The sequence below is a fragment of the Endozoicomonas sp. SCSIO W0465 genome (assembly GCF_023716865.1).
Lineage (GTDB): Bacteria > Pseudomonadota > Gammaproteobacteria > Pseudomonadales > Endozoicomonadaceae > Endozoicomonas.
In genome coordinates this window covers 2,521,368-2,547,560 of the sequence record NZ_CP092417.1, presented here as the reverse complement: position 1 = coordinate 2,547,560, position 26,193 = coordinate 2,521,368, and the positions used below count along the sequence as shown (strand labels likewise).

The window sequence follows — 26,193 nt, the reverse complement described above, 5'->3', positions numbered from 1 at the left end:
CATATGGCCAGCTACTTAGTCCGGTTAATTCTGAAAAGTGCTGCTCCTTTGGGGTAATACTCACTGTGTCATTCTTAATATCAGAATAGTTTTCATTTCATTTTTATATTAATGACAACAAGTCGTAATATTTTGCAGAACTACACTGGATGAGCTCTTATTCCAACAAAGAACCTTTTTATGGATCATCGAATTTCACCTGAACGCTCTTACGCTGTCTCCAGATCACATGATTCCCTTCTCCACAGAGAGCATTATCCCGACAAGGATATAACGGCACTCAATCCGAAACGTACTTTGAAACTGCATAATAAAGAATGTTGCTTTAGAAAAGTCAACAGCTTGCACAATCTTACGATACAAGACGCTGACAACACCAGGCTTTGCCAACGTTCAACCTCGAATCAAATGGCAGGTAGATTCCAATTACGCCCGTTACTATCCCAACAGAAAAAAATAACACCATCCATTCCGGACCCATCTGATGAAGCGTTAACGCTGCATGAGCAGCCTTCACCCGCAGAAAAACCCAAAGTGATAGAAGAAAAAAAATCACAGATGAAAAGTGGGCTGGAAATCGGAAGTCTGGGAATAATAGACAGTCTGAAAGTAATCATAAATGGAGAAGGTACATGGCTAAAAATAAAACATTCATTGATTCAATGTTGCGCAGGCATGAATCAAAACACAACAGATGAAGAATGGCTTGATTACCTGAACCAAAAGATTCAAATAATTGATAACCAGTCGGAAAAATACTGGAACCGATTCCCCAAAGAACTGAGGATATTAATCCAGCATATACTGTTCTCAACGCTAAGTGCATGTCGTCGCTATAAAGGTTCAATGCCAAGCATAAATCCCGTACATCTGAATAATATGAACAGTGCTATACAGAAAATTTTACAACATTACTACATAAGGTTTGGGGAAGATCAATTCCAACAGATATTTGATGCTAAAACCTACCCAAAAAGGACTCCCGTCAATTTGCTGCAATACCACGCACAATATTATGACTTTGATGTTATTCCCCCTGCCCTGGAAACGCTACTCGACCCAACCGCAGAAGAGTTAGCATACCTTCCTGTTTTATGGAATCTGAGAAACGGTATTACCACGGCAACAACAGCTCTTGACGTCGATGAACAAGCCATACAGGAAACGGCAGAAAGAAGAGAACAACAGCGACTTCTTAAGATTTTCACTCCCCCCTGCCTGGACTCATACCTCTCGCCAGTAGACTCTATGGCGGGTTTTTCAAACTATAACAACACCTGCTTTGCTGCAGTTTCGGTCTGGCAAATTCTGGTTTCACCCTATATTCATTTACTGTCAGCGTCGCCTCATCCAGAGACTATTGAGTGTGACCCAGAAGGTGTCAAGGACGAAAGGTATGCATCACTGGCCTCAGCAGAAGAAACCATTCTTCTGAAAAATCTCTCTCCTGAAGCATGCCTGACATTACTCAAAAAAGCGTCAGACAGCGATTCCAAAACAGCACTTTTTACCGCCGCTATCAGAAACTCCCTGATCACTATGGAAAGCCAGTATCGTAATAAGCAGTACCCGGACATGCAAAACACCTATGAACTGTTATTAACATTATGTACAGCCTGCGCTGCTGATGATATTTTCGTTGGCTTTGAAGATTTCCAGGAAAGATTTATAAAATTTATATCCGGGCAAACTCTACAGAAAAAATCAGAAGAGACAAAGACGAAAAAAACCGATCAAAAAGATACGCTATCAGTTTTTCCCCTGAAATATCTGCCTCAACAGGATTCTGCAGAGTTTTTAGCACCGCTGTTAAAATTAGTTATCCCAAGGGAACAGCTGAATCAATGTGCATTTCGGGTATTGACTGAGCGACGGATCATGAGGGGCTCCGATATAGTAACAGTAACCGATGACCCGCAGACAACTCCGGGAAATATCACCGAAACCCACCCAATAAAAGCTACCGTCACACCTGACACGTTGATTTATTCCGTCCCGATTTCACTTGAGCAAGCTAAAAGCAATGTTTTTTCACTTCAAAGGATTCTGGATGATGCACTTTCTTTTAAACCTTTACCTGAAGGTGTGCACCAGACAATTACAATAGATCGTAATAACTTTAAACATGCAATACACAACCTCCCAACCCCTCTTGCCAGAGCAAAAGAAACGGGAACAGGAGATCTGCTATGGGACATTCTTCAGGAACGGCAGGTATTATTAGTTGAAGAGATTCCAAAAGTGCTAACTATACAGCTAAAAATGCTCCATGATCCCTATGATCGGGCAAACGTTGCCGAAAAGCTGGCTCATGATGTAACTCAGGAATTTCAGTTAACTTTTCGAAAAGCCAGTCAGGATGCCGAGCTCCCACCTGATGAAATTACCCAGAAATACAAGATTGTAGTCAAAGTGTTTTATGTTGAAGAGGGAGAAGCAAGAACACGTCACTACCGGTGCCTGATCAATGGCAGAGAGCGATTGCCGGAAAATGATGCACAAGAGCTGATTGATCAAGTCGTTATGGATGATAAAAGGGTATTCAACGTACCTCCAGATCAGGAACCCTTAAGCCAGCTTGGCATTCTCTGTATGTTTACTGCTGAAAAAATAACCTCCTCCCCATCCCATAGGGAAAATGCTGATCGTTTTATGCCAATGAAAACGGACCATCACAATACATAGGAAGCACCGTTTGCTTCAGATCAACAGACCTCTCCGGCAATCGTCCACTTAGACGATGATGACCAGCGACTCCTCACCGGACAATCGCAACATCAGAATTTTGCAAGTCTTCTGCACAGGGGAAGTTCGATGCTTTTAATGGCTTGGGAATTCGTTTTGGCTCTATTTGATTTCCGAACTGCTCTGCAGTGAAAATTGGATGTGGACCACGCAATGTAAGGCTTGAGGGCAAATTGCCGAGCAAAGCTCTGAGAGCCTTTAATGATAAGTGCTTCAGCCAGGTTCAATCTGGGAACAGTCTGTAATCCAATAAGAGCCTTCGTTTTAACAGTGGCAAATCTACTGTTTGTCTGGAACGATCCGGAAGGCAACCTTCCCATTGCAGAACAGGCTATCCCTCGTATTAAAGCCTGCTTTGATGATGAGTGGTCTGACTGGGAAATTGCCGAGATGCATATCGGCACAAACTGCCGTGAGCTGGTCGATAATGTTGCTGATAAAGCTCACTTTGGCCCGGTTCATGGCGCACCCATCAAACTGTTTTGCAATGTATTTGAGGGCCATGTCGCCGAGCAAATCATGATTGGTAAGAGTGAGCGCCTTGCTGAAGAGGGTGAACTGAAGACAGTCGCCACCTATTATGGTCCTTCTTACCAGATTACCGATATGACTGGTGAGATGAACGGTATGCCAATTCATTCAATTCTCCTGAATTGCCATGTACCTGTTGACCTGAACAGCTTTACCCTGCGCTACGGTGTGCTGGTCAAGAAAATTCCGGGACTGACTGATGAGCAGAACCGTGAGGTTGCCCGGGCTTATATTCAGCAGGCTCAGGAAGCATTCTATGAAGATGTTGAGATCTGGGATAACAAAGTCCGGATTGATAACCCACTACTCTGTGATGGTGATGGACCTGTCTACCAGCTGCGCAAATGGTATAACCAGTTCTATACCAATGTAGCTGAACTGAAAGATGAACTTAAGGAGCGGAAAGTCTTTAAGACGGAGTCTGCCCAAGCAGTGTAAGCTTTTTGCCTGAACTTCCCCCCATCAGTAACATCATGCATTTAAACATCTGATGGGGGTTTTAAAAATACCAGATAAAAATAGCAACGCCAGCCATTGGACAGAAAAAAGAACGCTGGACTAAGTAGCTAGTTCTCGTCCAAAAACACAACCAATTGAAAACTGTAGATTTTATCCTGAAAAATTAAGTGGAGCCCTACTGCTATCTGGCGACTAAACTTCCCAAGAGCAAGAAACATAAGGGATTGCCAAAAACAGAGGACTCCAAATGCGCAAAAAACGCAACCCGCAGTGTAGTATGGAACTCCATTACGTACCTCATGAAATCTGCTCCCAGCTTTCCGGTATCTCGCAATGGCTTGACGCCCATCCACAGTTCAATGACTGGATTTATGAGGACTTAAGTTCTGGTGATAAACAGAACACTGGGCGGAACGGACTATCAGCAGAATCCGTTCTTCGTGCGGCACTCCTGAAACAGTATTTGAATTGTGATTATGACTACTTGTCGTTTGTTTTGATGGACTCCATGCTCTTTCGAGACTTTTGTCGCCTCGAACCAAACCAGCGCCCCAGTCGCTCCAGTTTGCATGGGCTCATCAGCCTTCTTACTGCATCTACATGGGAACGGATTAATAACTGTCAGCTAATGACCGCTAAAGATCAGGGTATTGAAAAAGGGCGCACTGTGGCTATTGACAGCACAGTCACCGAATCGGATATCAAACCTCCTTGCGACAGTGATCTTTTAGCCAGTTCCGTTAAAGAAATTTGTCGGCTGCTGGAACGGGGACAAACACTGACAGCGACACCGCTTTATGAATATACCCATCACAACCGAGCCGTAAAAGATGCGGCCAGAAAATGCATCTACGCTGGCAAAGAAGAGCGGCATCAGCATTATAAAAAACTGCTGCAGTTGACCCGAAAATCCCGGAAGGTACTTATCGAAGCTACTGTCACGCTAGCAAACGCCCGTCAGCAGGGGCAGTGTCTCCTGGCTGATGATGCCGACAAGTGGCAGGCCGATGTGGATCACCTGTTACCCCTGGTGGATGCAATAGTCTCCCAGACAGAGCGCAGGGTCTTTAAGGGTGAAAAGGTGCCAGCCCAGGAAAAAGTGGTTAGCCTGTATGAACCCCATACGGATATCATCGTAAAAGACAGGCGGCAAGTACAGTATGGCCATAAACTGAACCTGGTTCAGGGAAAAAGTCGATTGATCCTGGACCTGGTTATTGAGGAAGGTAACCCAGCGGATTCGGACCAATTCATTCCGATGATGGAAAGACAAAAAGAAATTTATGGTCGTGTACCTCGCCAGACAAGCGGTGACGGCGGATACGCGTGTCGCGCTAATTTGGAAAAAGCCAAGGCCATGGGAATCAGCGATGTAGCTTTTAATAAGAAGCGCGGACTTGAAGTCGAAGAGATGACTAAAAGTCAGTATGTGTATAAAACGCTCTTTCGCTTCCGGGCAGGTATTGAAGCGGGAATTTCGTGGCTAAAGAGATGTTTTGGGCTATCACGTTGCCACTGCAAGGGTTCTGAGCGTTTTGATTCTCATTGCTGGTTATCGGTGGTCTGTTACAACCTGGTGATTCTGGCCAGACACCCGGCACCATCCTGATAGCCACCTCCACGCTACATGAAAGTACCTTTCCAGCATGGTGGGAGGATGTTTTCTGCCTGCTTTTCGCGTTTTTCTCCAATATCCGTCCCAGATTAGAGAAAAAAAGGGAAGAGTTTTTGCGGCTCTCTGGAATTTCAGGAAATATCAAAACGCACGTACAATCTAATTATGATTGCCTGATGCGTTTTTGGACGAGAACTAGCTAACCATATGAAATCATCATTAACCTTTCCACAGCTTACTTAACTCTGCCCACACACTATCAAGGTCTGCTTCAAATTTTTTCAGCTCCTGCTCGAATTTGTTCAAATCGCGTGGATCCAGTGCTGTCGCACGATAAATGTCGACGGGTAATTTAACCAGGCTACCAGCCGTACCGATCACCAAACCGACAACCGCACCAGCGACGGCAAGCGCAAGAGTAACAGGCAAACCAAGCACTGCAGTAACTATTGCACCAAGAACACTACCATTTTTAAAAGCATCGGAGTCTTGGCCGCCAATCATTTTAGCCAGTTTAACGATACCTCCTGCAATACCACCCGGGATACCTCCCACCAACCCCGTAATGGCACCGCCAGCAATAGCAGCACCAAATCCCAAACCAATAGTGGATTTGATCAGTTGATTCTTAATAGTGCGAAATGGGAAAGCAATACGATCCCGAATGGATGATCGAGACTCTAAGCTATCACTGCTTATACTGTATCGCTCCCCTTCAGCTGGATGGGCATAACGGCCACTGAACCGAGCAGTGCTATCGGTGCTAGTGGTGCTATTTGAAGGTGGCATTCCTGCTGCGAAGCCATAACCAGGAACTCCGCCCAGTCCCCGGCCAGTCTCAATATGTGAATTCATAATAGTATATCTCCATAAATTTAATTGTTATTTATTTGTTCAGTAAACTGTATTTTGCCTTGAAAAATTAAAGCAGAAGCAAGTCAGTTGCCATAACAATGCAGGCAGAAACACTGACATTTCTTGATTGCTTTAGATAATGGTTTGCTTTATGGAGATTTTTTAAAAGATGTGATTTAAGGCAAAGTGCTTGCAAATGTGATGCTGACGAAGCGGTACTGAACAATCAATTGATCATCCGGAACAGCTGAAAGCTGTCTCTCATGGCAAATAATCCATATCCCTGAGCTGAAACTTTCTTTTGCTTGATAGTGGAACCCAATAGAAAAGGGAGACGTGCTTTGCAGGTCTCCCTTTTAAAAACCGGTTTAAAAACTTAAGCCAGAGCAGCTTTTGCCTTTTCAACCAGTTGGCCAAAAATCGCCTTGTCGTGAACGGCCAGATCAGCCAACACCTTACGGTCGATTTCGATAGCCGCTTTCTTCATACCAGCAATGAAACGGCTGTAGGACAGGCCATTCATGCGAGCACCGGCATTGATACGGGCAATCCACAGAGCGCGGAACTGACGCTTACGCTGACGACGGTCACGGTAAGCATACTGACCAGCTTTGGTAACTGCCTGCTTGGCTACGCGGAATACACGTGAACGTGCACCGTAGTAACCTTTAGCCTGCTTCAGAATTTTCTTGTGACGACGGCGCGCAATGACGCCACGCTTAACACGTGCCATGAATTATCTCTCCTGTAAAATGATCAAAAAAGCGATTAGTCGCGCAGCATACGCTTAACGAGACCCTGATCGGCTGGGGATACCAGGGAGGTACCACGCAGCTGACGCTTACGCTTGGTGGTCATCTTGGTCAGGATGTGACTCTTGAAGGCACCTTTACGCTTGTAACCGGAAGCGGTTTTCTTGAAACGCTTCGCGGCTCCACTGTTGGTTTTCATCTTTGGCATGAAAAACACTCCGCATTCGCGACCACTGATCTGCGAAACCAGCGTCGGGACAATTAAAAATAGTGCCGCCAAAAGCCGAAGCCATCAACGGGCACGAAGCAACTAAAAAAAACGGCCAGACTCCATACCCTCAACGGATACCAAACCCAAACGCCGTTTTTTTAATTACTTCTTCTTTTTAGGGGCAATCACCATGATCAGTTGACGGCCTTCCATTTTTGGATGCTGTTCAACGGTTCCGATTTCTTCCAGGTCTTTTTCAACCCGTTTCATCAGTTCCATGCCCAGCTCCTGGTGAGCCATCTCACGACCACGAAAACGAAGGGAAACCTTCGCCTTGTTGCCCTCAGTAAGGAAACGTATCAGGTTGCGCAGTTTTACCTGATAATCCCCTTCTTCTGTACCCGGGCGAAATTTGATTTCTTTCACCTGGATCAAAGTCTGCTTTTTCTTAGCCGCAGCCTTCTGCTTTTTCGATTCGTACTGGTGCTTACCATAATCCAGGATCTTGCAAACCGGCGGCTCACTGGTCGCATTGATCTCAACCAGATCCAACCCCGCTTCCTCGGCCATGCTTAACGCATCACGTATATCAACTACACCGACCTGTTCTCCGTCGGCTCCAATGAGGCGGACCTCTTTTGCACGGATATTTTCATTAATCGGAGCCTTTACTGGGCGACGATCACGGAAGCTGTTGCGTCTGATGGTTATATCTCCTGTGTAAGCAACATAGTACGTCCCTGGGCTGCCAGACCATCAGCAACCCGGGACAGTTTTCTCGAAACGCACCAACTGATTCAAACCCGTCAGGCAGCTTGAACCAATCAAACAGCGCGACCACGCTTAAGTACATCTGCCTGCAGTCGCTCCTGGAACGCTTCGATGGACATGACGCCCAGATCCTCACCGGTACGGGTACGGACCGCAACGGTATTATCTTCCATTTCCTTATCACCGATCACCAGCAGATAAGGAATCTTCATTAAGGTATGTTCGCGGATTTTAAAGCCGATTTTCTCGTTTCTCAAGTCCGCTTTTGCCCTGATACCCTGTTCAGACAGGTTTTTTTCCAATTTTCTGGCGTAATCTGCCTGACGATCAGTGATATTGAGGATAGCAGCCTGCGCAGGAGCCAACCAGACCGGCATAGCGCCCTCATAGTGCTCAATCAGAATACCGATAAAGCGCTCGAAGGAACCGAGCGTTGCGCGGTGTAACATCACCGGCGTTTTGCGTTCTCCGTGCTCATCAACATATTCCGCACCCAATCTGCCCGGCATGGAAAAATCCACCTGAATGGTGCCACATTGCCATACCCGGCCAATGCAGTCTTTCAGGGAAAATTCGATCTTGGGTCCGTAGAAAGCGCCTTCACCGGGCAGTTCTTCCCATGGAAGTTCCTTGGCATCGAGGGCTTCTGCCAGCGCTTTTTCGGCTTTATCCCAAATTTCATCGGAACCTACCCGCTTGTCAGGACGGGTAGAGAGCTTGTAAATCAGGTTTTCACGCTCAAAGCCGAAGTCGTCGTATACACTGTGCAGGAAGTCGATAAATTCACAGACTTCCGATTGAATCTGATCTTCCGTGGCGAAAATATGGGCATCGTCCTGAACAAAGCCACGCACACGCATCAAACCATGCAGGGAGCCGGAGGGTTCATTACGGTGGCAGGAGCCGAATTCAGCCAGTCGCAGCGGCAGATCACGATAGCTCTTCAGGCCCTGATTAAAAACCTGCACGTGACAAGGACAGTTCATGGGCTTGATCGCCATGTCCCTGTTTTCGGAGCGGGTGGTAAACATGCCATCCGCGTATTTATCCCAGTGACCGGACTTCTCCCACAAGCTGCGATCCACCAGTTGAGGGGTCTTGATCTCTTCATAACCAGCCAGCCGCTGTTTGTTGCGCATGTACTGTTCCAGTTCCTGGTAGATCACCCAGCCATTCGGGTGCCAGAACACCATACCCGGGGCCTCTTCCTGCATATGGAACAGGTCGAGCTTCTTGGCCAGTTTGCGGTGGTCGCGCTTTTCCGCTTCTTCCAGACGGTGCAGGTAGGCCTTCAGGGCTTTCTTGTCTTCCCAGGCAGTACCGTAAACACGGGTCAGCATTTCATTATTGGAATCGCCACGCCAGTAAGCTCCAGCAACCCGCATCAGCTTGAACGCCTTCAGTTTACCGGTGGAAGGTACGTGTGGGCCACGACAGAGATCCATCCACTCCCCCTGACGGTAGACAGAGATGGCTTCACTGGCAGGCAGATCATTGATGATCTCAACCTTATACTCTTCACCCATGGCTTTAAAGGCACTGATGGCTTCTTCACGGCTCATCACCACACGCTCAATAGCGAGATCCTGTCTGGCCAGCTCTTCCATGCGTTTTTCAATTTTGGACAAATCGTCCATATTGAAAGCACGCTCGTAAGAAAAATCGTAATAAAAGCCATTTTCAATCACTGGCCCAATGGTAACCTGAGCACCAGGAAACAGGTCCTGCACGGCCATGGCCAGAAGGTGCGCGGTAGAGTGACGAATCACATCCACCCCCTCTTGATCACGGGTGGTGATGATGGATAAATCAGAGTCGTCGATAATTTTGGCACTGGCATCCACCAGTTCACCATTCACCCGGCCGGCGAGCGTCGCCTTGGCCAGCCCCGGACCGATGTCCTGGGCGACTTCCATTACAGTTACTGCATCAGCAAACTCACGCTTGCTGCCATCGGGAAGCGTAATAACAGGCATGAAGGAGTCCTTACATTGTTGTCAGTGGCAGCCCGTACCGGAGGCTGCTTGTTGATGGCTCGTGCCAACCCATACGCAGGGCTGAGAGCCAGAAACCAGTGGCAATCCACACCAAGGATTGCATGAATTTTCCCAGCCTTCATTCATGAACTATGGGCTTGTAAAAGCGAGGGAGAAAAATTCAGGTTTAGCCTCTAATGATCATCGTTACCAATCAATGATGTCAACCAGATAATTTTGCTTGTCGATATTGTCGAATCTTGCCTGCCGGCATCAGGTACAGCAATCCCAATAATGTTTGTGTGAAGCAAACCACTCGTTCCGGACTCTGACTAACTCAATATCGTAATCATTCGGTTCACCATCTGTCTCAACTTTGGTTACCATCATTCCCGGTCTGAAGATAAAGACTTCATTAGTGTCCAGCTCTGCCTTGATCGTCATTTCAAGGGCTTCTGCGTATACCGATAAGTCACATTTCAAGTCTGCGTAATCGAAGCTTTCAACCTTTTCTGACCACGAAGAATGAAATGCCTCAATATCGTCCAGGCTGAATAGTTGTCGACTCTGGTATCTGTCAAGCCATCGACTTACCTCACACCATGAGGGAACCTGCTTACCCGAACGAAGATATCCCTTCTCAAGATAATTTCTGACGTATCGATTAAACCTGGATTCCAGTTCATGTGGCTTAACATCAGCGCCCATTCGTGCTTCCGCCTTGTTGCTGGCCAGAGCCCGTTTGTTCTTTTGCTTTTGCCTGGCTTTTTTACTCTTTCCTGCACCATGCCCCGTCTTTTCTGCAGGAGTCACTTCACCTGACTTCTGATGTTCCTGTGTCGCTTTTTCTTTAACAGAATGACAGGATGCATTCACCAGCGAATCAGGTAACGCATGACCCAATACTGCTGGCAGATTTGGATTATCCATTATATCGACATCGCCATGCCGGGTATCCCGACCAGCTTCTTCAATATTGATTTGCATTGCAAATGCTGGCTTCTGTTCTGTATTGCTGACAACAGAACCGGAAAGGTCCGATTCAGGGGGACCATCAGCACTTTGTTGAGCCTCGTCACCCAGAATTTGTTGCGCACGATGACAAACCTCCCAGGAAGCCAACGATCTCAGGGAAGAACAAGCCCTTTCAATTTGACCACCATTGACTCTGAGCGAATTCGATGCTTCCTTAAGACTGCCAGCTTTAGCTGGATCCTTTGAAGCATTGTGCCCCTGTTTTCTCAGGACTCCCCCCCTCAACTTATATAACCTGTCCAGCAGCTTACAATCCTCAGCAACCTTTTCTCCCCTGGTCGTCAGATCAGCAAGCTGATCGTGTAACTCAATCATCTTATCGGCAATATCGTGCAGTAGCTCCCCCTCATCTGAGCACTGGCTGTTAAACTGCCTGACGACTGAATGTAGATGATTCAAGTCCTCGATCACGGGTTCTGACTCACGGGCATATACTCGGATAGCTTCACAAAACAGGAAATCAAGCCCAAGTTTCTCAGGCAATATATCTTGAACAATGGTGTTGTTAAATTGTTCTATCGTGGGCAAATAGCTTTCACACTGTTTAACTGTCCGCAAAATTTTGTCTCGCAGCATGTCTGCCAGTGCATATTGAGCCAATGCAATATCTATCTGGCTACCATGTACCAATAAATTTTCCAGGCGCTGTTCTACCGTCTGAAACGGCACCTTGGCCAGATAGAGATTAATAGCAGCACATATATCAGGATGAAGTAAAAACTCCTGCTGTTTCTCATTCGCTTTTTTCCCAGGGACATTGACCACTGTTGTTTTCACGCCAGTCTCTTTGACAGGACACCTACTCTTTTTAATTTTAACCGTCTCTCTCTGACGCTTAAGTCTTGTTTCCAATTCATTTTTTTTCTCAAGTTCATCATCATGAATCAAATCGACAACTGCATCATTGACTTTTTTTTCTTCGATTTCCAAACGACTTCTAATATCCTTGACTGCAAGCCCTATACACTGCATTAGTTTAACAGCATCATAATAGAGGTTGTCTGGTAGTATTTGCCCACCAAACTTATCAGCAATGTTGGCTTGTTCACAAACTCCCTGCACAAGTTTGATCAGATTCTCAAATCCTGACACTCGTAAAAAATCTTTTGCAAGATTCTCAGCGTTATGCCGAAATAAAACATCACTCAAATAAGAAAGATGAAGTACTAATAAAAAAATATCACCTTTCTCAAAGGCACCCAGTGGAAGTACTTTCACCATCCTTTCCACACACATACAGGCTTGTTTAAAATTACCAACAAGGCAATAACCAATAATGGTGTAGAAAAGCCTTCTGGCATTTTTTCTTGCAAAACTGGCACTTGCAAAATCCTCAAGATTAAGGCTATCAAGCCAATTAATCAAAACCTTGTTATTTGCAGACAGCAGATTGCAAAAATCAACATTACAGTCATTCTGACAAGTAAATTTAAGCAGGTCACAAACCTCTTTCATTATGACATTACCTGTAAAGGCAGCATCATCATATATTGACTGAATCTGAGTAGAGGCAATATCTGCAAGCGTCTCTGAGGCACATGCAACCTGGTAGTGGGCTTTTAAAAGTTCCAAATTCTCCAGTATCCAATTGATATAGCAATGCGGGGTAAAATCAGGTCTCATCAGGTCAGGTCTTGTATGCATAACTTCAGAGAAAGCAAAATTGGCATTCATTCGTTTACGCATAAAGCCAATCAAGACTGACGACAGCCTCATACCATACCAATAGCTTTTTTCTAACGCTTGTTTACCTCCGATTTTCTTTACTAGCTCAGCGTCCTGACCAAAAGACTCTGCCAATTGCCATTGCTTAAAAGTGGCCTGTAATTTAACATCAGAAACACCTCGAGCTCGGATTGATGGAAAACTTTCAATGAGTTTACTCTCATATTCTCTTATTAAATCCTGAAGCTTTTTAAAGCATGTCAAGGCATTCGGTGGATCAACCCTGTAGACCAGTCCAATGCATGAAACAGATGCCTCTTTGAATAGCTGGGTATACTCGCCTGCAAGGTCAGTAATCACCTTATGCATCCCCTCAAATGCATCAGCATTTCTGCATATTGCTTCATCCTTCTGAATCTTTTTGCTTCCGGGAACCAGTACCTTTGGGCTAAAGTGCACTCGAACCGGCCTATCCCTGACAGGCTCAGATCGACCCAAAGGGAACTCTTCCCCCGGATCAGAGTTTTTTACCGTTACAGCGCTTAAAGATTCTGAAGCCGTTGTCAAAGATCGGGGTCCAGATGTGCGGTCAGGCTTTCCTTCAGCAGGGTTTGACTCTGTTCGAGACTGGGAAGTCTCTGCGAATGGTGAGGCTTTGCATTGCGACACCGGTGGTTTTCCAGATAAATTTTCCATTTCTTAATTCCTTTGCAATCTGCAAAACCTGTCAGGTCTACATTGTCTTGAGATCTATTTTTATTAATAAGCAAAACCGATATTTATAACTGTCTGACTTCAGCCTTCACCTAATTGTTCCCCAACTTGTTAAATTTCAGGGTGACAACGGTGGTCTGGATGACCTGGGGCTTTATAGTATCCGCTTGGTACATCCCGGAGATTGCTTGGCAATTCTTCACCACGGGATAACCACGACTACACTTACCGCAGCGATGTGAACAAGGCGGAATGGCATTGTCCCGTTTGTCTTTTGAGCCCGGTATTGGCGGCGAATTCGACGCGGATTTTCGACATGAGTGTGGATGAAGGAACAAGGTGTAAGTTAATTGTTACTTAACTCGTTCTCGTCCAAAAACTCTGCAGCCTATGCGTGCCAAGGCTTAGAGGGAAAAAATCAAGTTTTGTTTTGACGCCTTTTTCAACCAGTTTTCGGGGGCTACAGCGGAGTTGATGTGATTTTCCTGTAAATTCAGAGCACGTCAAATCTCTGTAGGCTACGTGGCCCAAGGGCTATAGTTTTTGGATGGGAACTAACTCAAATTTTTGATGAATTTTTAGTAGTTGATCTACGGCATTGCGCCATCTTGTCAGATTAGTTGGTTTATACGATATGTTTGATTGGATCTATTCCCCTGAGGCGTGGATTGCCCTGGCAACGCTTACCTCACTTGAGATCGTGCTGGGCATCGATAACATCATCTTCATCTCGATTTTGGTGGCGCGCTTGCCAGAACACCATCGGGATTTTGCCCGCCGCATGGGCCTGGGCTTAGCGATGCTCACCCGTTTAGTGCTGCTGTTCTCCCTCACTTGGGTAATGGGCTTAACCGATCCATTGTTTACTGTATTTGAACAGGCGATTTCTGGCCGTGACATCATCTTAATCGGCGGTGGCTTGTTTCTGTTGGCGAAGGCTACCCATGAGATCCACCAAAGCCTGGAAGGTGAAGAGGAAACCCACTCCACCGCCGGTACCGCAACCATGGGCATGGTGCTGGTGCAGATTGCCATCTTAGACGTGGTATTCTCACTGGACTCGGTAATCACCGCGGTAGGCCTGGCGGATCAGCTGGCGGTCATGGCGATTGCTATCGTGATTGCGGTGGGTGTGATGCTGTTCTCGGCCAAAGCGATTGGTGAGTTTGTTGATAACCACCCAACCGTGAAGATGCTGGCGTTGTCGTTCTTGGTGTTGGTGGGCATGACCCTGATCGTCGAAGGCTTCGATGTCCACATTCATAAAGGCTACGTCTACTTCGCCATGGCGTTCTCAGTGGTGGTAGAGCTGCTGAACCTGAAACTGCGCAAGAGCAAAAGTGAGCCAGTACAACTTCGCAAGCCGATGGATGGTGACATCGAATAATGGCTAAGTTACCGTTAATGGTTGAATCAGCTAAACTCCCATAAAATCTACGTTGTAGGGGAGTGATATGCAATCTGAACTCTTCCAGAATTTTATTGATTCCATTTCAACATTAACCAGTGAACAGCGAGACATTCTTAACAACTCGCTCCTTAGTACTCAAATAGAGGTTACCGAGGTAGTAGAAACCACTGACTCTGAACCTGTTTACAGTGAATCTATACCCAATAACGATAATGCAACACCTGACGTAGAAAAGAGCATACTTGCCCAATTTGCCGAAAACCCCAGGTGCCCCAAATGCAAAAGCCATAGCGTTGGTCGCTGGGGCATACGAAATGGCCGACAGCGCTACCACTGCAAGACTTGCGACTCAACGTTTAACGCCTTTAGTGGAACGCCTTTGGCAAGGCTCAGGCACCCTGAAAAATGGAACAAGTACCTCGCAGGTATGACTCACTCTATGGTCTTGCGACCAGCTGCTGCTGAGAATGCCATTGACTTGAAAACTGCGTTCCGCTGGCGTCACCGCTTTCTTGAAGTGATTAATAATGATCAAGCAGAAGAGCTTTGTGGCATTACTGAGCTTGATGAAACATTTTTCCGTGAATCCTTCAAAGGGCAAAGAGAAGGCCTTCCACGGCCAACCCGAAAGCGGGGTAATGATCCCAACAAAGCCCGAAAAGTCCCGGTAATGGTGGCTCGGGACCGTAATCGAAATACCGTTGACGGTGTATTAGAAAACGAAAGTGCTAATGAATTGTGCAGGCATTTAAATGGCCGCATATCGATACAGGCCACGGTCTGTGCGGATGCACACCTCGCTCACGAAAAACTTGCTGACAAGCTTGGATTTGTCTTCAAGGAGCTGGTGACATCAGCAGGTCAACATGTTGTTGAAGGCATCTACCACATCCAGACTGTAAATTCTTATCACAGTCATTTAAAACGCTGGATTGGCGGCGTATTCCAAGGGGTTGCAACTCGTTACCTTCCCCATTATCTGGCCTGGAGGCGAGAACTGACGGCAGCAAAAAAATTAACTGTTGGCCGGTTGATCAGCAGAATTACTGAACATTGGTGCTTCCAACCATTAACGGTAACTTAGCCTCGAATAATCATGTCCGGATTCGCGCTTAGGCGTGGCGGGTAATAAAACAAATCAGCTTTGGCAGCGGTTCAGGGCGCCACCGTGGAGCAGGTGGAAAATGCTGCTGAAATCGGCATAGAACACCATCTGGGTAGGACCTGCGATCCCATTGCCGGGCTGGTGCAGATCCCCTGCATTGAGCGTAACGGTATGGCAGCCATCAAAACCACCCATCAGTTAAACATCACCAATCCCTGAACTTTTATGCTGGCTATAATGTCAAGAAATAGTGAAAGCCAATAAAAAAACAGGATTTGTTCATGGATATTGCACTTTACGGACTGAGCGCATTCTCGTATGTCTGGAACACAGAACGGGATAACCAATGTTCAAAGATAAAGGCCTTTATCAGGGCGGTGAAGGTAATACCTTTTGGAATAAAGATTAAACAGGTCGATGGCAAATTGATTCTTCAGAATCACCCAACCAGTCTTTTCGCCAGATCCATCAGCAAAAGACCTGATTTGCTCAATCTGCTTAATATCAACGATGACCACCAGCAACAATCAACACCCTCTATCTTACGGGATCATGAACTGAACCCTGTGGACACAAATACATATGAATTGTCCTCTCCTGCAGAAACTTTTGGCCAGTCATCCGCCCTGCCCAACGACTCAAAAATTCCTGACACAGAGGAAATCGAGGCTGGTTTCCGGACAAACAAAGACATAACAGTGATGGAAGATAAGATCACTCACGGAGAACTTTCTACCGAACAAAAAACCGTTATACAACCTGCTATCGCCATAAGTAAGCTTGCCCAACCCATTAATGAAGATGATTTTTCTTTTCTGGATAATTTCCCCTGTGTGGAAGTAACTCAAAAGCAAAAAACCTCCGGGCAATCTTTTCTTGATGACTGGTTTACTAACTACCATGATACATTTGTTGCCCATGCTTCACCCACTGTGGCTGAAGTGTATCAATCAATGCTTGTTGAAGACCAGAAACTTTTACCAGGAGAGGCCTTGTGCAGAAAAGGCTTTGTCAATTATGAAACCGGGGTAGCGCATGAAAGAAAAAATTTAAAGTTTGATATGGAAAAGATAAAAGCTCTTATCCTGATGGAAAAGATCCCACTGTATGACATCATGATCGAGCCAAGAAAGGGTGTAAAAAACTCATTTCAGTGGTCGTTTGTAAAAAATGGCATGACGTTATCTTATACTGATAAAGTGGATTACTTTGACAGAATTAATGATGTTGCCAAACAAAATGAAATCCCCGCCTATCTTATTCATTTTGTTCTTGATGAAATGAGAGATAAAGAGTGCAGAGTTCACTCCATTATTCATACACTGTATACAGACTTTCAGAAACAGGCGCAGAACAATCCGGAAGATATTGATTCAAAAGACGTAGAACAGACGATCGCCAACCTGATATCAATCAAAAATATAATACTTGGGTTTGATTTCAAAAACACCAGTGAGCTGAGATTCTCCCCACAATCCGTGTACTGGGGATACGGTAATTTGGTCATTCTAAAAGGAAATTTACCTAAAAGTGTCATCACCAGGCAGGGTCTGCTGCTAAATGAAGTGTATGGATTACAGTCAATGGAAAACAATGGCAATCTTTACCATTTGGATCTCCATGAGGATGACGTCCTGATTCTTGCTCCGCGGTCTGTAAATGGCCACTCCCTGGAAGGATTAAGAGGTACGATTGGATATCATAATATGTACTTTTATGATGAACTATCGGATGAATATCTTGATAAGCTGGATGTACCCGAGCATTTGAGAGCAAAATAAGCAATCAAAGGAAGATTTTTCATGGAAACAACAATATATGGGTTTGCTGCATTCTCATATGCCTGGAACAGGGAGAGGGATAATAAATATTCAAAGATAAAACCTTTGCCCGGGCCGTTAAGGTTATTCCCTTCGGGATAAAAGTAACCCCGGAGAAACTTCGCTCGATGCAACATAATCACCCAAACAGCATTTTCGCCAGATCCATCGGCAGAAACCGGATTTTGAGAGACCTCCTCTATTGCAACCAGGAGATCCGGTAGCAATCATCCATAATAAGACCTGACACTCCTGACATCAGTGGATTGCTGCGTTTTTAAAAGATAAAGAACACGCCTTGTTTCCGGATCTGAACAAAAAAGACTCCTCTTTTAGCGAGTAAGACCCCATCGTACCACCAGGAAAAACAATACAGAAGCCCGAATACGGGCTCCTGCAATTAGCAGTTTAACACGCCATTTCCAGCAGCAGCTTGTTCAGCCGCTGAACATAACTGGCGGGATCGTCCAGCTGACCACCGGCCACAAGATTGGCCTGGTCAAACACCACACGGGGCAGATCGGCAAAACGGTCTTCATCAACTTCTTTATCCAACCGGGTTAACTGCATTAGTGTTTTAGTAAGGGTAGTTACGGTTTCCCTTACACCTATTCAGACTTGCCAAATCAATGCTCCGGGTAGGAAACTATGCGGTTTTGATCAGCCACTGCAGCCCTCAATGACGACATCTATAAATACATCTGTAAATACATCTGTAAATAAAGAAAGACCCAACACTGAAGACTTCCTGTCTATTTTTCTTCAGGACATTCCACTGATGGATGTTCGTGCCCCCATAGAGTTTGCCAAAGGCAGCTTTCCTACGGCGACGAACGCTCCTATTCTGGATGACCGGCAGCGTGAGTTGATTGGTACCTGCTACAAGAAGAAAGGGCCTCAAACGGCTGTAACACTAGGCTACAAGCTGGCTACTGACGATGTTCGGGCGCAGCGACTCGCAGACTGGCAATCATTTATTATGAAACACCCTGAAGGTTACCTGTTCTGCTTTCGTGGTGGACAGCGCTCTCATATTACCCAGCAATGGCTGAAAGCGTCTGGCTATCCTTATCCGTTAATCAAAGGAGGTTATAAAGCGCTGAGACGCTTTCTGATTGATGAACTGGAACGCTCCATTGAAGAAATTCCTTTCATTATCCTCAGTGGCAAAACCGGTACAGGCAAGACCCACCTTATTCAGCAACTGCCTTATAGCATTGATCTGGAAGGCCTGGCCAACCACAGAGGCTCAAGCTTTGGCCGCAGATACGGTGGACAGCCCAGCCAGATCGATTTTGAAAACCGGCTGTCCATCGCACTGCTGAAACACCGTCACAACTACCCCGGAATGCCGGTCCTGCTGGAAGACGAAAGTAAGCTGATTGGTCGCTGCAGCCTGCCACAGGAGATGCGGGACAAAATGCAGCAATCCCCGTTAATCTTGCTCGAAGAGATAATAGAAGAGCGGGTCAGGATTGGTCTTAAGGAGTATGTAACCGACAATCTCGCCGAGTGCATTGTCGCTTATGGTGAACAGCAAGGCTTTGAGCAGTTTACCGAAGGCCTCTCCGGCAGCCTTTATCGTATTCGCCGCCGACTGGGTGGAGAGCGCTATCAGCAATTAACCGATATTCTGGAAAAAGCCATTCAGCAGCATAAAACTGCCGGGATAATAGAAGGCTATAGCCCTTTAATCAGTGACCTGCTCAACAATTATTACGACCCGATGTATGACTATCAGCTGGGGCAGAAGGAAGGTAAAATTATCGTCCGGGGAAACCAAAAGAAGATCCGGGAAAGCTACAGAAAATTGCTGGCTAATAACGATACAATATACGAAAACGACGATAACAGGATAAACCAGTGAGCATCGATTTCGATAAAGTGGTGGATCGAACCAGGACCTCCAGCCTCAAATGGGAACGCTTCAGTCCTGACGTTCTCCCCATGTGGGTAGCGGATATGGATTTTCAGTCAGCTCCAGAGATTATTGAAGCTCTCCACCAGCGTATCGATCATGGTGTTTTCGGATATACTGAGCCAGACAGTGAGCTTGAGCAACTGGTGGTTGAGCGCTGTCGCAACCTCTATCACTGGGATATTGAGCCGGAGTGGATTGTCTGGACACCAGGCGTGGTATCTGCTCTAAATGTCTGCGTTCGTGCCTATGCTGGCAAACTGGAAGGCGTAATCTCTCCCATTCCTGTCTATTATCCGTTTCTTACGGCTCCCAAACTGGCAGGACGTGACCTTATTGGTGTGGAATGGATCAAACAAAGCGGCCAATGGGTTCTTGATCTCGAAAGCCTGGAGCAGTCAATCACTCCGGACTGCAAACTGCTGATGCTCTGCAACCCTCAGAATCCCAATGGCCGGGTATTTACCCGGTCAGAGCTGGAAAAGCTTGAGCAACTCTGCAAAAAGTACAGCCTTGTCGTCTGTTCAGATGAAGTTCATTGCGATCTTATTCTTGACCGTCATGCTGAACATATTCCCTATGCTTCAATCAGCGAATTTGCCAGAGACAACTCAATCACCCTGATGTCACCGTCCAAAACCTTCAACCTGGCAGGTTTTGGCTGCGCATTCGCGATTATTCCCAATAATCGGTTACGTGATCAGTTCAACCGGGTTCGTACTGGAATTGTTCCATCAACGGACAGCGCTCTGATTGGTTACACTGCAGCAAAAGCAGCCTATCGTTTTGGTGAGCCCTGGCGTCAGTCGTTGCTGGATTACCTGCGTGGTAGCCATGATTATCTACTGGAAGCCATCAATAAGATCCCCGGCCTTGCCATGGAACCACTGCAGGCAACCTACCTGGCCTGGATTGATGTCAGCGAACTGGGACAGAAAGACCCACAGCAGTTTTTTGAACAGGTCGGCATCGGCCTCTCGCCGGGAAAGCAGTTCGGTGACGAAAATTACCTGAGGCTCAACTTTGGTTGCAGTCGATCATTACTGAAAGAAGGTGTTGAGCGAATAGCTAAAGCGGTGACGAGCCTCTAAACAACCCTCTCCCCAGCCGGAGTCTTTTGTCACGTTAATACTCACCTGCGTACCACGTCCCGGAAAGCCCCTATCTGGGCTTTGACCCGCATGAGCAGGAAATTTCCTTCTCTCATGTGAAAGCCCATGCTTCGGGCAATATCATCAAGTTCCAAAGCTATCGACAATTTTCTTACGATAGTCCGTCTGTGATTCGGCCGCTTCTGATTCGGGTGGTTGCCAATCAACGATTCCGGGCGCATGATGTGGGCATTTTGCGAACACTACGAGCAACTGTGAAAAAGACTGAATCCTCCCGAAAAAGAGCACCATTTTACCTTGAGCAGATAGGCATTATTCACTCCTGCTACCGACAGAAATTCGGAATCCCGCGTCAGCCCGGCATCGTTACCGCTGCTGAAGCCACTCTGGAGCTTCTACCACCCTATAATCAGGAAAATCTGGTACGTGGTCTGAATGGCTTTTCACATATCTGGATCCATTTCATCTTTCACAAAACCATGGATGAGGGCTGGCGCCCGACCATCCGCCCACCCAGGCTCGGCGGCAGACAACGTATGGGGGTATTTGCTACCCGCTCCACACACCGGCCCAACCCCATGGGCATGTCTGTGGTTGAGCTACGTAATATTGAATCCGGAAATGGCAAACTGAAGCTGCACCTGGGGGCTGCGGACCTTCTTGATGGTACACCTGTAATTGATATAAAACCCTACCTGCCCTACGCGGACGCGCTGCCGGATGCAAAGGGCGGCTTTGCACCACTACCCATGGCGATAGCCGACGTCAAATTTACTGACCTGGCCATGAATCAATGCCTTCGTTATGAGCAGCGCACGGGTAGAAAGCTGATTCAGTTGATTGAGCAAATACTTGGGCAAGACCCGAGGCCCGCTTACTTAAGAGGGACGTCAGATCGTCGCCACGGCACCGCACTGTGGGATCTGAATGTCGTCTGGGAATACACTAACCAACACTTCCTGGTAACACAGCTGGAACCCTTCCAGCAGGACTCTGGCAAAATATAATCACAGAGAACACATATGATTATCCCCCATGAGATGCTCGCCCCTGAGACCCTGAACAATCTGATCGAAGAGTTTGTCAGCCGAGAGGGTACCGATAATGGATATGACGACACGCTTCCGGAAAAAGTGGAACAAGTCTTGCATTTGCTGAAGTCCGGGGAACTGGTGATCGTGTTTGACCCGGTGACTCAGACCCCGAATATGATGTCAACAGAATCGGCACATCGGGTACTGACAGACAACGATTAACCGGTTGTCTGAATTTCCCGGGCAGAAAGCCGAATCGCAACCTACAATGTGCAAATTTGCCAGAAAAGATATCCTTTTTGATTATGCTCAACCGACTGGCTTTCTGAGTGATCATTTGAAGCCATGCATTTTTCACGGCAACAATAATAACGTCCTGAACAATAACGTCATGAAAGGAGACCATTGTGCTCCCCCTAACGCACACCTCGTCACAAACGGCCTCCGCTGCCTCCCTCTGCCCTGATGAGCACTCGGAACCACTGAGCAGTCTTTTCCTGCCACAATCTTCATTCGATAGCACCGCTGATCATAAAGCGCTTGCAACCTACAATATCAGTGATGCATCCCATCCAGCTATCAGCCAACGGTCGGATACTGTCAGCGTTTCTACCAGCCAGTTTCTCAATAAAGCCGTTAGTGATAGCAAAGCAGAAAAGAGTGTGGATCAAAAGCATTCCTATCTCCTGCCAGAAAATTTTATCACCTGTGCCATTGAGCATTATACATCGACGGGTGATACCTCGGTATTAACGCCACTGGTCAAAGACCCACCCAGCTGGTCTGAAGTGCATGAGTCACTCAAATCGTATTATATTAAATGGTCGCACTTGCCTTGTTTGCCTTGTTGCCAGATAAAGCATGACACCCCCCTTAATGAGATTATTTCATGGAGAAAGATGTTCCTGACCCAGATTCCCGTTAAGGAGACCGTTGAGGGTATTTGCCGGATTATCGAATACTTTCGCGATGGACTGAAGCACAGGGCACCCAACCAGCCACTGGTCATTGCCGGAATTGCCTCAGGCAATGCCATTTATGAACGCGCCATCCAAGAGTACTTTCAGAAACAACAAGGTAGCAAAGCCAGATGCATCGACGGTGGAGACCTCGTTCAGCTATCAGACGACTTGCTGATTCATTGCTCCGACATCAGTGACGAAGGTGAAATTTACCGGTCATCCGACTCCCCCCCCATGATGCCAGTGGCCAAAAGGGACTATAGGCACGCAGTCAGTGTCATCGCCGAAATTCTGCCAAAAGCCGGCATTCTGCTCTTTGCATCCTGGATCCCGTTATGTGAAGATGGCTGGTTCGATTCGCTGGTCCAACACCCGCAGATAGTTGGCTTAATCCATCTCAGGGATAGTAAGACTTGTGGCCGGGCATCAAAGGATTTTTTCACTCTTAAGAAAAAAACACCGCAAACCGACCAGCGCTTGGACCTGATCAAACCTGGTAATAAATTCTGGAACACCTATTTCGACATACTGGGTTGGGGCGCCAATGACTCCCTGCAACAGGGTCGGAAAGAGGAAATTCAACTTTCAACTGTTCTGGAAGTAAAATACCCTTTTTCCGTATTCGGCGTGCCCAAGTTGCCTGAACATCTGCTGTACAGTGATGAATTCCGGAAAAATGCATTTTGTAAACTCCCGCTAAAGAAAGATCCGGATTCTGACTATTCAGACTATTCAGACAGCGACTGACTACAAACTACATCGTCGTAACTGCTCACCGTAATTGCTGGCTCTCTGCTTTACGGTACTGGCCGTTCTTAACAGCCATTGTTTGCTCTTGTGACTCCCCTTGCGGTACCCGTACCAACCTTCATGGTAATTCAGGTACTGATGATCTGCGGCCCATAGCGATGTACCGTTAATCTTGCGGGATTTGTGGGTATACCAGCCAATAAAGTCAATGGAGTCCCCAAAGTCTTCGCGGCTGGGGAAGAAACCACCGGCTTCACTGACATATTCATCCCAGGTGCCATCCTGAGCCTGTGAGTAGCCATAGGCAGAAGAATTACGGGGTAACGGAATGAACAGGAACCATGGGCGCGGTGGCTGGGCATCGTGCCGGTAAGATGATTCCTGGTACATAATGGCCATCATGATCTGGATAGGAGTCCCCCAGCGCTGGTTGGCTTTTTTAGCATCTTGATACCAGCTGCGTTTCTCCTTGAACACACTGCACAGGTTCTGGGGCTGCCCGGGTGGTGCCTTACTGGCACAGCCTGCCAGCACTGCACATACCATTAAGATAAACAACTTTCGGCTCAGGTTTGACATTCAGCCGCCATCCTCCACGGGATATAACTTCAACTATAAAAATCGGCAGGCACTACACGCCCCAGGTCTGCCTCATCTGCATAAAATCATCTTCAGTGACGATACGCACTCCCAGTTTCTCCGCTTTAGCCATTTTGGAACCTGCCTTTTCACCGGCCAGCAATGCTGATGTTTTTGCTGAAACGGAGCCGGTCACCTTGGCCCCCAGTTTTTGCAGGATGGCTTTACCTTCGTCGCGGGTCATTGCGCTTAAGGTCCCGGTCAACACCCAGGTTTCACCGGCAAGCGGTTGATCTCCTTCTTCTTCAACCAGTAATTCAGTTTCCCATTCCACACCATTCGCCAGAAGTGCATCGATCACTTCGCGGTTGTGTTCCTGTCGGAAAAACTTCTCAATATGACCAGCTACCACTGGGCCAACATCATCAACGGTTTGCAAGTCGTCCAGCGAAGCGGCCATTAATTTGTTCAGATCACGGTAGTGACTTGCCAGCCCCAATGCCGTTGCCTCACCCACTTCCCGAATACCCAGTGAGTAGATGAAACGGGGAAACGTGGTTCTTCTGGACTGATCAAGCGCATTAATCAGGTTCTCAGCGGACTTTCTCCCCATACGCTCCAGGCTTGAAACTTCCGGGGCAGAAAGACTGAAAAGATCTGCAACCGTTGCTATCAATTTGCGATTGACTAGCTGTTCAACCAGTTTATCCCCAAGACCATCAATATCCATTGCCTTGCGGGAGGCAAAGTGCTTAATGGCTTCTTTGCGCTGTGCTGAACAAAACAGTCCGCCAGAGCAGCGCAAGATGGCTTCTTCCCGTTCCAGCTCAGAATCACACACAGGACAGCAATCAGGAAACGTGATATCCCGGGCATCATCAGGGCGCATGGAGTGAATAACCCGATCCACCTTGGGGATCACGTCACCAGCGCGGAGGATCACAACACTATCCCCTATTTTGATATCAAGACGTTCAATTTCATCCATATTGTGCAGGGTTGCATTACTGACGGTGACTCCCCCAACAAACACCGGCTGCAAACGAGCTACCGGAGTAATGGCGCCGGTTCTTCCTACCTGAAACTCCACATCCTTAAGCGTAGTAATCGCTTCCTGTGCCGGGAACTTCCGGGCAACGGCCCAGCGAGGTGCCCGGGCAACAAACCCCAGAGCCTGCTGCAGGGCAATGGAATTCACTTTATAAACAATACCGTCAATCTCGTAAGGAAGCCTCTCACGTTTCTCAGCCATGGCTTGATAGTAGTCTTCACAGGCCTGAACACCTTTGACAACCTGCAATTCAGGATTGACTCGTAACCCCCATTTTTTCAAGCAAGCAAGAATTTCACCGTGTGTATCTGGCAGCACTCCGCCATCCACAACACCTGCGCTATAGCAATAGATTGTTAATGGTCGTTTAGCCGTTATGCGTGCATCCAATTGACGTAGACTGCCAGCCGCCGCATTTCTCGGGTTTACAAATATTTTCTCACCTTTGGCACTGGCCCGCCGGTTTAACTGCGCAAAGCCAGCCTTCGGCATATACACCTCGCCCCGGACCTCAAGCCGTTGCGGCCAGTCGTCTCCTATCAATTTAAGTGGGATTGACTCAATGGTACGGATATTCTGGGTAATATCTTCGCCGGTAGTGCCATCACCCCGGGTAGCCGCCCTGACCAGAAGGCCACCTTCGTATAACAGGCTGACAGCAATACCGTCCAGCTTTGGCTCACAGGCGTATTCAACATCCTCAGCGATGCCCAGTCGCTCTTTAACCCGGCGATTAAAGTCCGCCTGATCTTCTTCGTCAAAAGCATTCTCCAGAGAGAGCATGGCCAGTTCATGGCGAACCTGGCCAAACGCTTTCAAAGGCGTTCCGCCGACCCGTTGGGTAGGCGAGTCTTCAGTAATCAGCTGTGGATATTCAGATTCCAGTGATTGCAGGCGGATAAACAGTTTATCGTATTCACTGTCCGGAATTTCCGGCTCATCCAGAACATAATAGCGATAGTTGTGCTCATTGATCTGCTGACGCAACAGAGGGATCTCTTGCTCTGCAAGCTCAAGGGAAAGAACGGGTGGAATATCTGAAGAAGACGTCATGCTCATGGAGATTATCAAATACAAGCGGGTCCTCTATGTGAGAACCCGCTGAAGAAAACATCAGGCCGC

The 26,193-nt window shown here is 47.0% G+C and carries 20 protein-coding genes and 1 pseudogene; 12 read left to right on the top strand and 9 right to left on the bottom strand.

The genetic code is table 11. The features are described 5' to 3' along the window. Positions 1-180 precede the first annotated feature (180 nt). The 3 genes from MJO57_RS11010 to MJO57_RS11000 all read left to right on the top strand — a co-directional run bounded on the left by MJO57_RS11010 (position 181) and on the right by MJO57_RS11000 (position 5,344). Entirely contained in the window at positions 181-2,685 is a 2,505-nt protein-coding gene (locus MJO57_RS11010) for a hypothetical protein (protein WP_252025306.1), read from the top strand. Positions 2,686-3,015: 330 nt separating this feature from the next. After that, on the top strand, positions 3,016-3,714 hold the full coding sequence (locus MJO57_RS11005) for a hypothetical protein (RefSeq protein ID WP_252025304.1): 699 nt from the start codon (positions 3,016-3,018) through the stop codon (positions 3,712-3,714). Positions 3,715-3,982: 268 nt separating this feature from the next. Then, complete coding sequence (locus tag MJO57_RS11000; RefSeq protein WP_252017318.1) at positions 3,983-5,344, top strand: ISNCY family transposase; 1,362 nt, start codon at positions 3,983-3,985, stop codon at positions 5,342-5,344. Positions 5,345-5,569: 225 nt separating this feature from the next. Here the strand turns inward: MJO57_RS11000 and MJO57_RS10995 are convergent, their stop codons facing one another. The 6 genes from MJO57_RS10995 to MJO57_RS10970 all read right to left on the bottom strand — a co-directional run bounded on the left by MJO57_RS10995 (position 5,570) and on the right by MJO57_RS10970 (position 13,311). After that, on the bottom strand, positions 5,570-6,205 hold the full coding sequence (locus MJO57_RS10995; protein WP_252025302.1) for a hypothetical protein: 636 nt from the start codon (positions 6,203-6,205) through the stop codon (positions 5,570-5,572). Positions 6,206-6,581: 376 nt separating this feature from the next. After that, positions 6,582-6,938, bottom strand: coding sequence for a 50S ribosomal protein L20 (gene rplT / locus MJO57_RS10990; protein WP_252025300.1), 357 nt, complete (start codon positions 6,936-6,938; stop codon positions 6,582-6,584). A 35-nt stretch (positions 6,939-6,973) separates the two neighbouring features. Next, positions 6,974-7,165, bottom strand: a complete 192-nt coding sequence (rpmI, locus tag MJO57_RS10985; RefSeq protein WP_066018013.1) for a 50S ribosomal protein L35 — start codon at positions 7,163-7,165, stop codon at positions 6,974-6,976. A 165-nt stretch (positions 7,166-7,330) separates the two neighbouring features. Continuing rightward, positions 7,331-7,873, bottom strand: coding sequence for a translation initiation factor IF-3 (gene infC / locus MJO57_RS10980; protein ID WP_252027010.1), 543 nt, complete (start codon positions 7,871-7,873; stop codon positions 7,331-7,333). Positions 7,874-7,992: 119 nt separating this feature from the next. After that, a complete protein-coding gene (gene thrS / locus MJO57_RS10975) occupies positions 7,993-9,915 on the bottom strand; it encodes a threonine--tRNA ligase (protein ID WP_252025298.1) in 1,923 nt (640 codons plus the stop codon). A gap of 273 nt (positions 9,916-10,188) precedes the next feature. Beyond that, positions 10,189-13,311, bottom strand: coding sequence for a hypothetical protein (locus tag MJO57_RS10970; protein ID WP_252025297.1), 3,123 nt, complete (start codon positions 13,309-13,311; stop codon positions 10,189-10,191). Positions 13,312-13,963: 652 nt separating this feature from the next. Here MJO57_RS10970 and MJO57_RS10965 point away from each other — a divergent pair. The 4 genes and pseudogenes from MJO57_RS10965 (at position 13,964) to MJO57_RS10950 (ending at position 17,626) form a co-directional block, all read left to right on the top strand. After that, entirely contained in the window at positions 13,964-14,716 is a 753-nt protein-coding gene (locus MJO57_RS10965) for a TerC family protein (RefSeq protein WP_252025295.1), read from the top strand. Between the two features lie 67 nt (positions 14,717-14,783). Beyond that, positions 14,784-15,824: an IS1595 family transposase gene (locus MJO57_RS10960; protein ID WP_252017335.1), complete on the top strand. Its 1,041-nt coding sequence runs from the start codon at positions 14,784-14,786 to the stop codon at positions 15,822-15,824. Between the two features lie 54 nt (positions 15,825-15,878). Further along, positions 15,879-16,031: pseudogene (locus MJO57_RS10955) on the top strand (L-serine ammonia-lyase, iron-sulfur-dependent, subunit alpha); the annotation flags it as partial. A 95-nt stretch (positions 16,032-16,126) separates the two neighbouring features. Continuing rightward, the gene (locus tag MJO57_RS10950) at positions 16,127-17,626 is read left to right on the top strand and encodes a hypothetical protein (protein WP_252025293.1); all 1,500 of its coding nucleotides are present in this window, start codon (positions 16,127-16,129) and stop codon (positions 17,624-17,626) included. Between the two features lie 447 nt (positions 17,627-18,073). On the opposite strand, the gene MJO57_RS10945 is transcribed toward MJO57_RS10950, so the two are convergent. Next, a complete protein-coding gene (locus MJO57_RS10945; protein WP_252025291.1) occupies positions 18,074-18,220 on the bottom strand; it encodes a hypothetical protein in 147 nt (48 codons plus the stop codon). 124 nt (positions 18,221-18,344) lie between these two features. Between MJO57_RS10945 and mnmH the strand changes: the two genes are divergently transcribed. From mnmH to MJO57_RS10920, 5 genes are all read left to right on the top strand, one after another. Continuing rightward, entirely contained in the window at positions 18,345-19,532 is a 1,188-nt protein-coding gene (mnmH, locus tag MJO57_RS10940; RefSeq protein WP_256493272.1) for a tRNA 2-selenouridine(34) synthase MnmH, read from the top strand. Beyond that, on the top strand, positions 19,529-20,674 hold the full coding sequence (locus MJO57_RS10935) for a MalY/PatB family protein (protein WP_252025287.1): 1,146 nt from the start codon (positions 19,529-19,531) through the stop codon (positions 20,672-20,674). The genes mnmH and MJO57_RS10935 overlap by 4 nt, the downstream gene beginning before the upstream one ends. A 116-nt stretch (positions 20,675-20,790) precedes the next feature. Continuing rightward, a complete protein-coding gene (gene tsaA, locus MJO57_RS10930) occupies positions 20,791-21,702 on the top strand; it encodes a tRNA (N6-threonylcarbamoyladenosine(37)-N6)-methyltransferase TrmO (RefSeq protein ID WP_371924817.1) in 912 nt (303 codons plus the stop codon). A gap of 15 nt (positions 21,703-21,717) precedes the next feature. Next, positions 21,718-21,951: a YheU family protein gene (locus MJO57_RS10925; protein ID WP_252025285.1), complete on the top strand. Its 234-nt coding sequence runs from the start codon at positions 21,718-21,720 to the stop codon at positions 21,949-21,951. A 185-nt stretch (positions 21,952-22,136) separates the two neighbouring features. Then, positions 22,137-23,438, top strand: coding sequence for a hypothetical protein (locus tag MJO57_RS10920; protein WP_252025283.1), 1,302 nt, complete (start codon positions 22,137-22,139; stop codon positions 23,436-23,438). Here the strand turns inward: MJO57_RS10920 and MJO57_RS10915 are convergent, their stop codons facing one another. Next, positions 23,439-24,020: a hypothetical protein gene (locus MJO57_RS10915; RefSeq protein ID WP_252025281.1), complete on the bottom strand. Its 582-nt coding sequence runs from the start codon at positions 24,018-24,020 to the stop codon at positions 23,439-23,441. It abuts the gene before it with no gap. Between the two features lie 52 nt (positions 24,021-24,072). Further along, entirely contained in the window at positions 24,073-26,130 is a 2,058-nt protein-coding gene (gene ligA, locus MJO57_RS10910; protein WP_252025279.1) for an NAD-dependent DNA ligase LigA, read from the bottom strand. Positions 26,131-26,193 lie beyond the last annotated feature (63 nt).

Coding starts and splice junctions, on each gene's coding strand:
- MJO57_RS10950 (WP_252025293.1), top strand. CDS start 16,127: ATGGATATTGCACTTTACGGACTGAGCGCATTCTCGTATGTCTGGAAC.
- MJO57_RS10995 (WP_252025302.1), bottom strand. CDS start 6,205: ATGAATTCACATATTGAGACTGGCCGGGGACTGGGCGGAGTTCCTGGT.
- MJO57_RS10915 (WP_252025281.1), bottom strand. CDS start 24,020: ATGTCAAACCTGAGCCGAAAGTTGTTTATCTTAATGGTATGTGCAGTG.
- rpmI (WP_066018013.1), bottom strand. CDS start 7,165: ATGCCAAAGATGAAAACCAACAGTGGAGCCGCGAAGCGTTTCAAGAAA.
- rplT (WP_252025300.1), bottom strand. CDS start 6,938: ATGGCACGTGTTAAGCGTGGCGTCATTGCGCGCCGTCGTCACAAGAAA.
- MJO57_RS10965 (WP_252025295.1), top strand. CDS start 13,964: ATGTTTGATTGGATCTATTCCCCTGAGGCGTGGATTGCCCTGGCAACG.
- MJO57_RS10960 (WP_252017335.1), top strand. CDS start 14,784: ATGCAATCTGAACTCTTCCAGAATTTTATTGATTCCATTTCAACATTA.
- ligA (WP_252025279.1), bottom strand. CDS start 26,130: ATGAGCATGACGTCTTCTTCAGATATTCCACCCGTTCTTTCCCTTGAG.
- MJO57_RS11010 (WP_252025306.1), top strand. CDS start 181: ATGGATCATCGAATTTCACCTGAACGCTCTTACGCTGTCTCCAGATCA.
- MJO57_RS10925 (WP_252025285.1), top strand. CDS start 21,718: ATGATTATCCCCCATGAGATGCTCGCCCCTGAGACCCTGAACAATCTG.
- MJO57_RS11000 (WP_252017318.1), top strand. CDS start 3,983: ATGCGCAAAAAACGCAACCCGCAGTGTAGTATGGAACTCCATTACGTA.
- MJO57_RS10970 (WP_252025297.1), bottom strand. CDS start 13,311: ATGGAAAATTTATCTGGAAAACCACCGGTGTCGCAATGCAAAGCCTCA.
- thrS (WP_252025298.1), bottom strand. CDS start 9,915: ATGCCTGTTATTACGCTTCCCGATGGCAGCAAGCGTGAGTTTGCTGAT.
- mnmH (WP_256493272.1), top strand. CDS start 18,345: ATGACGACATCTATAAATACATCTGTAAATACATCTGTAAATAAAGAA.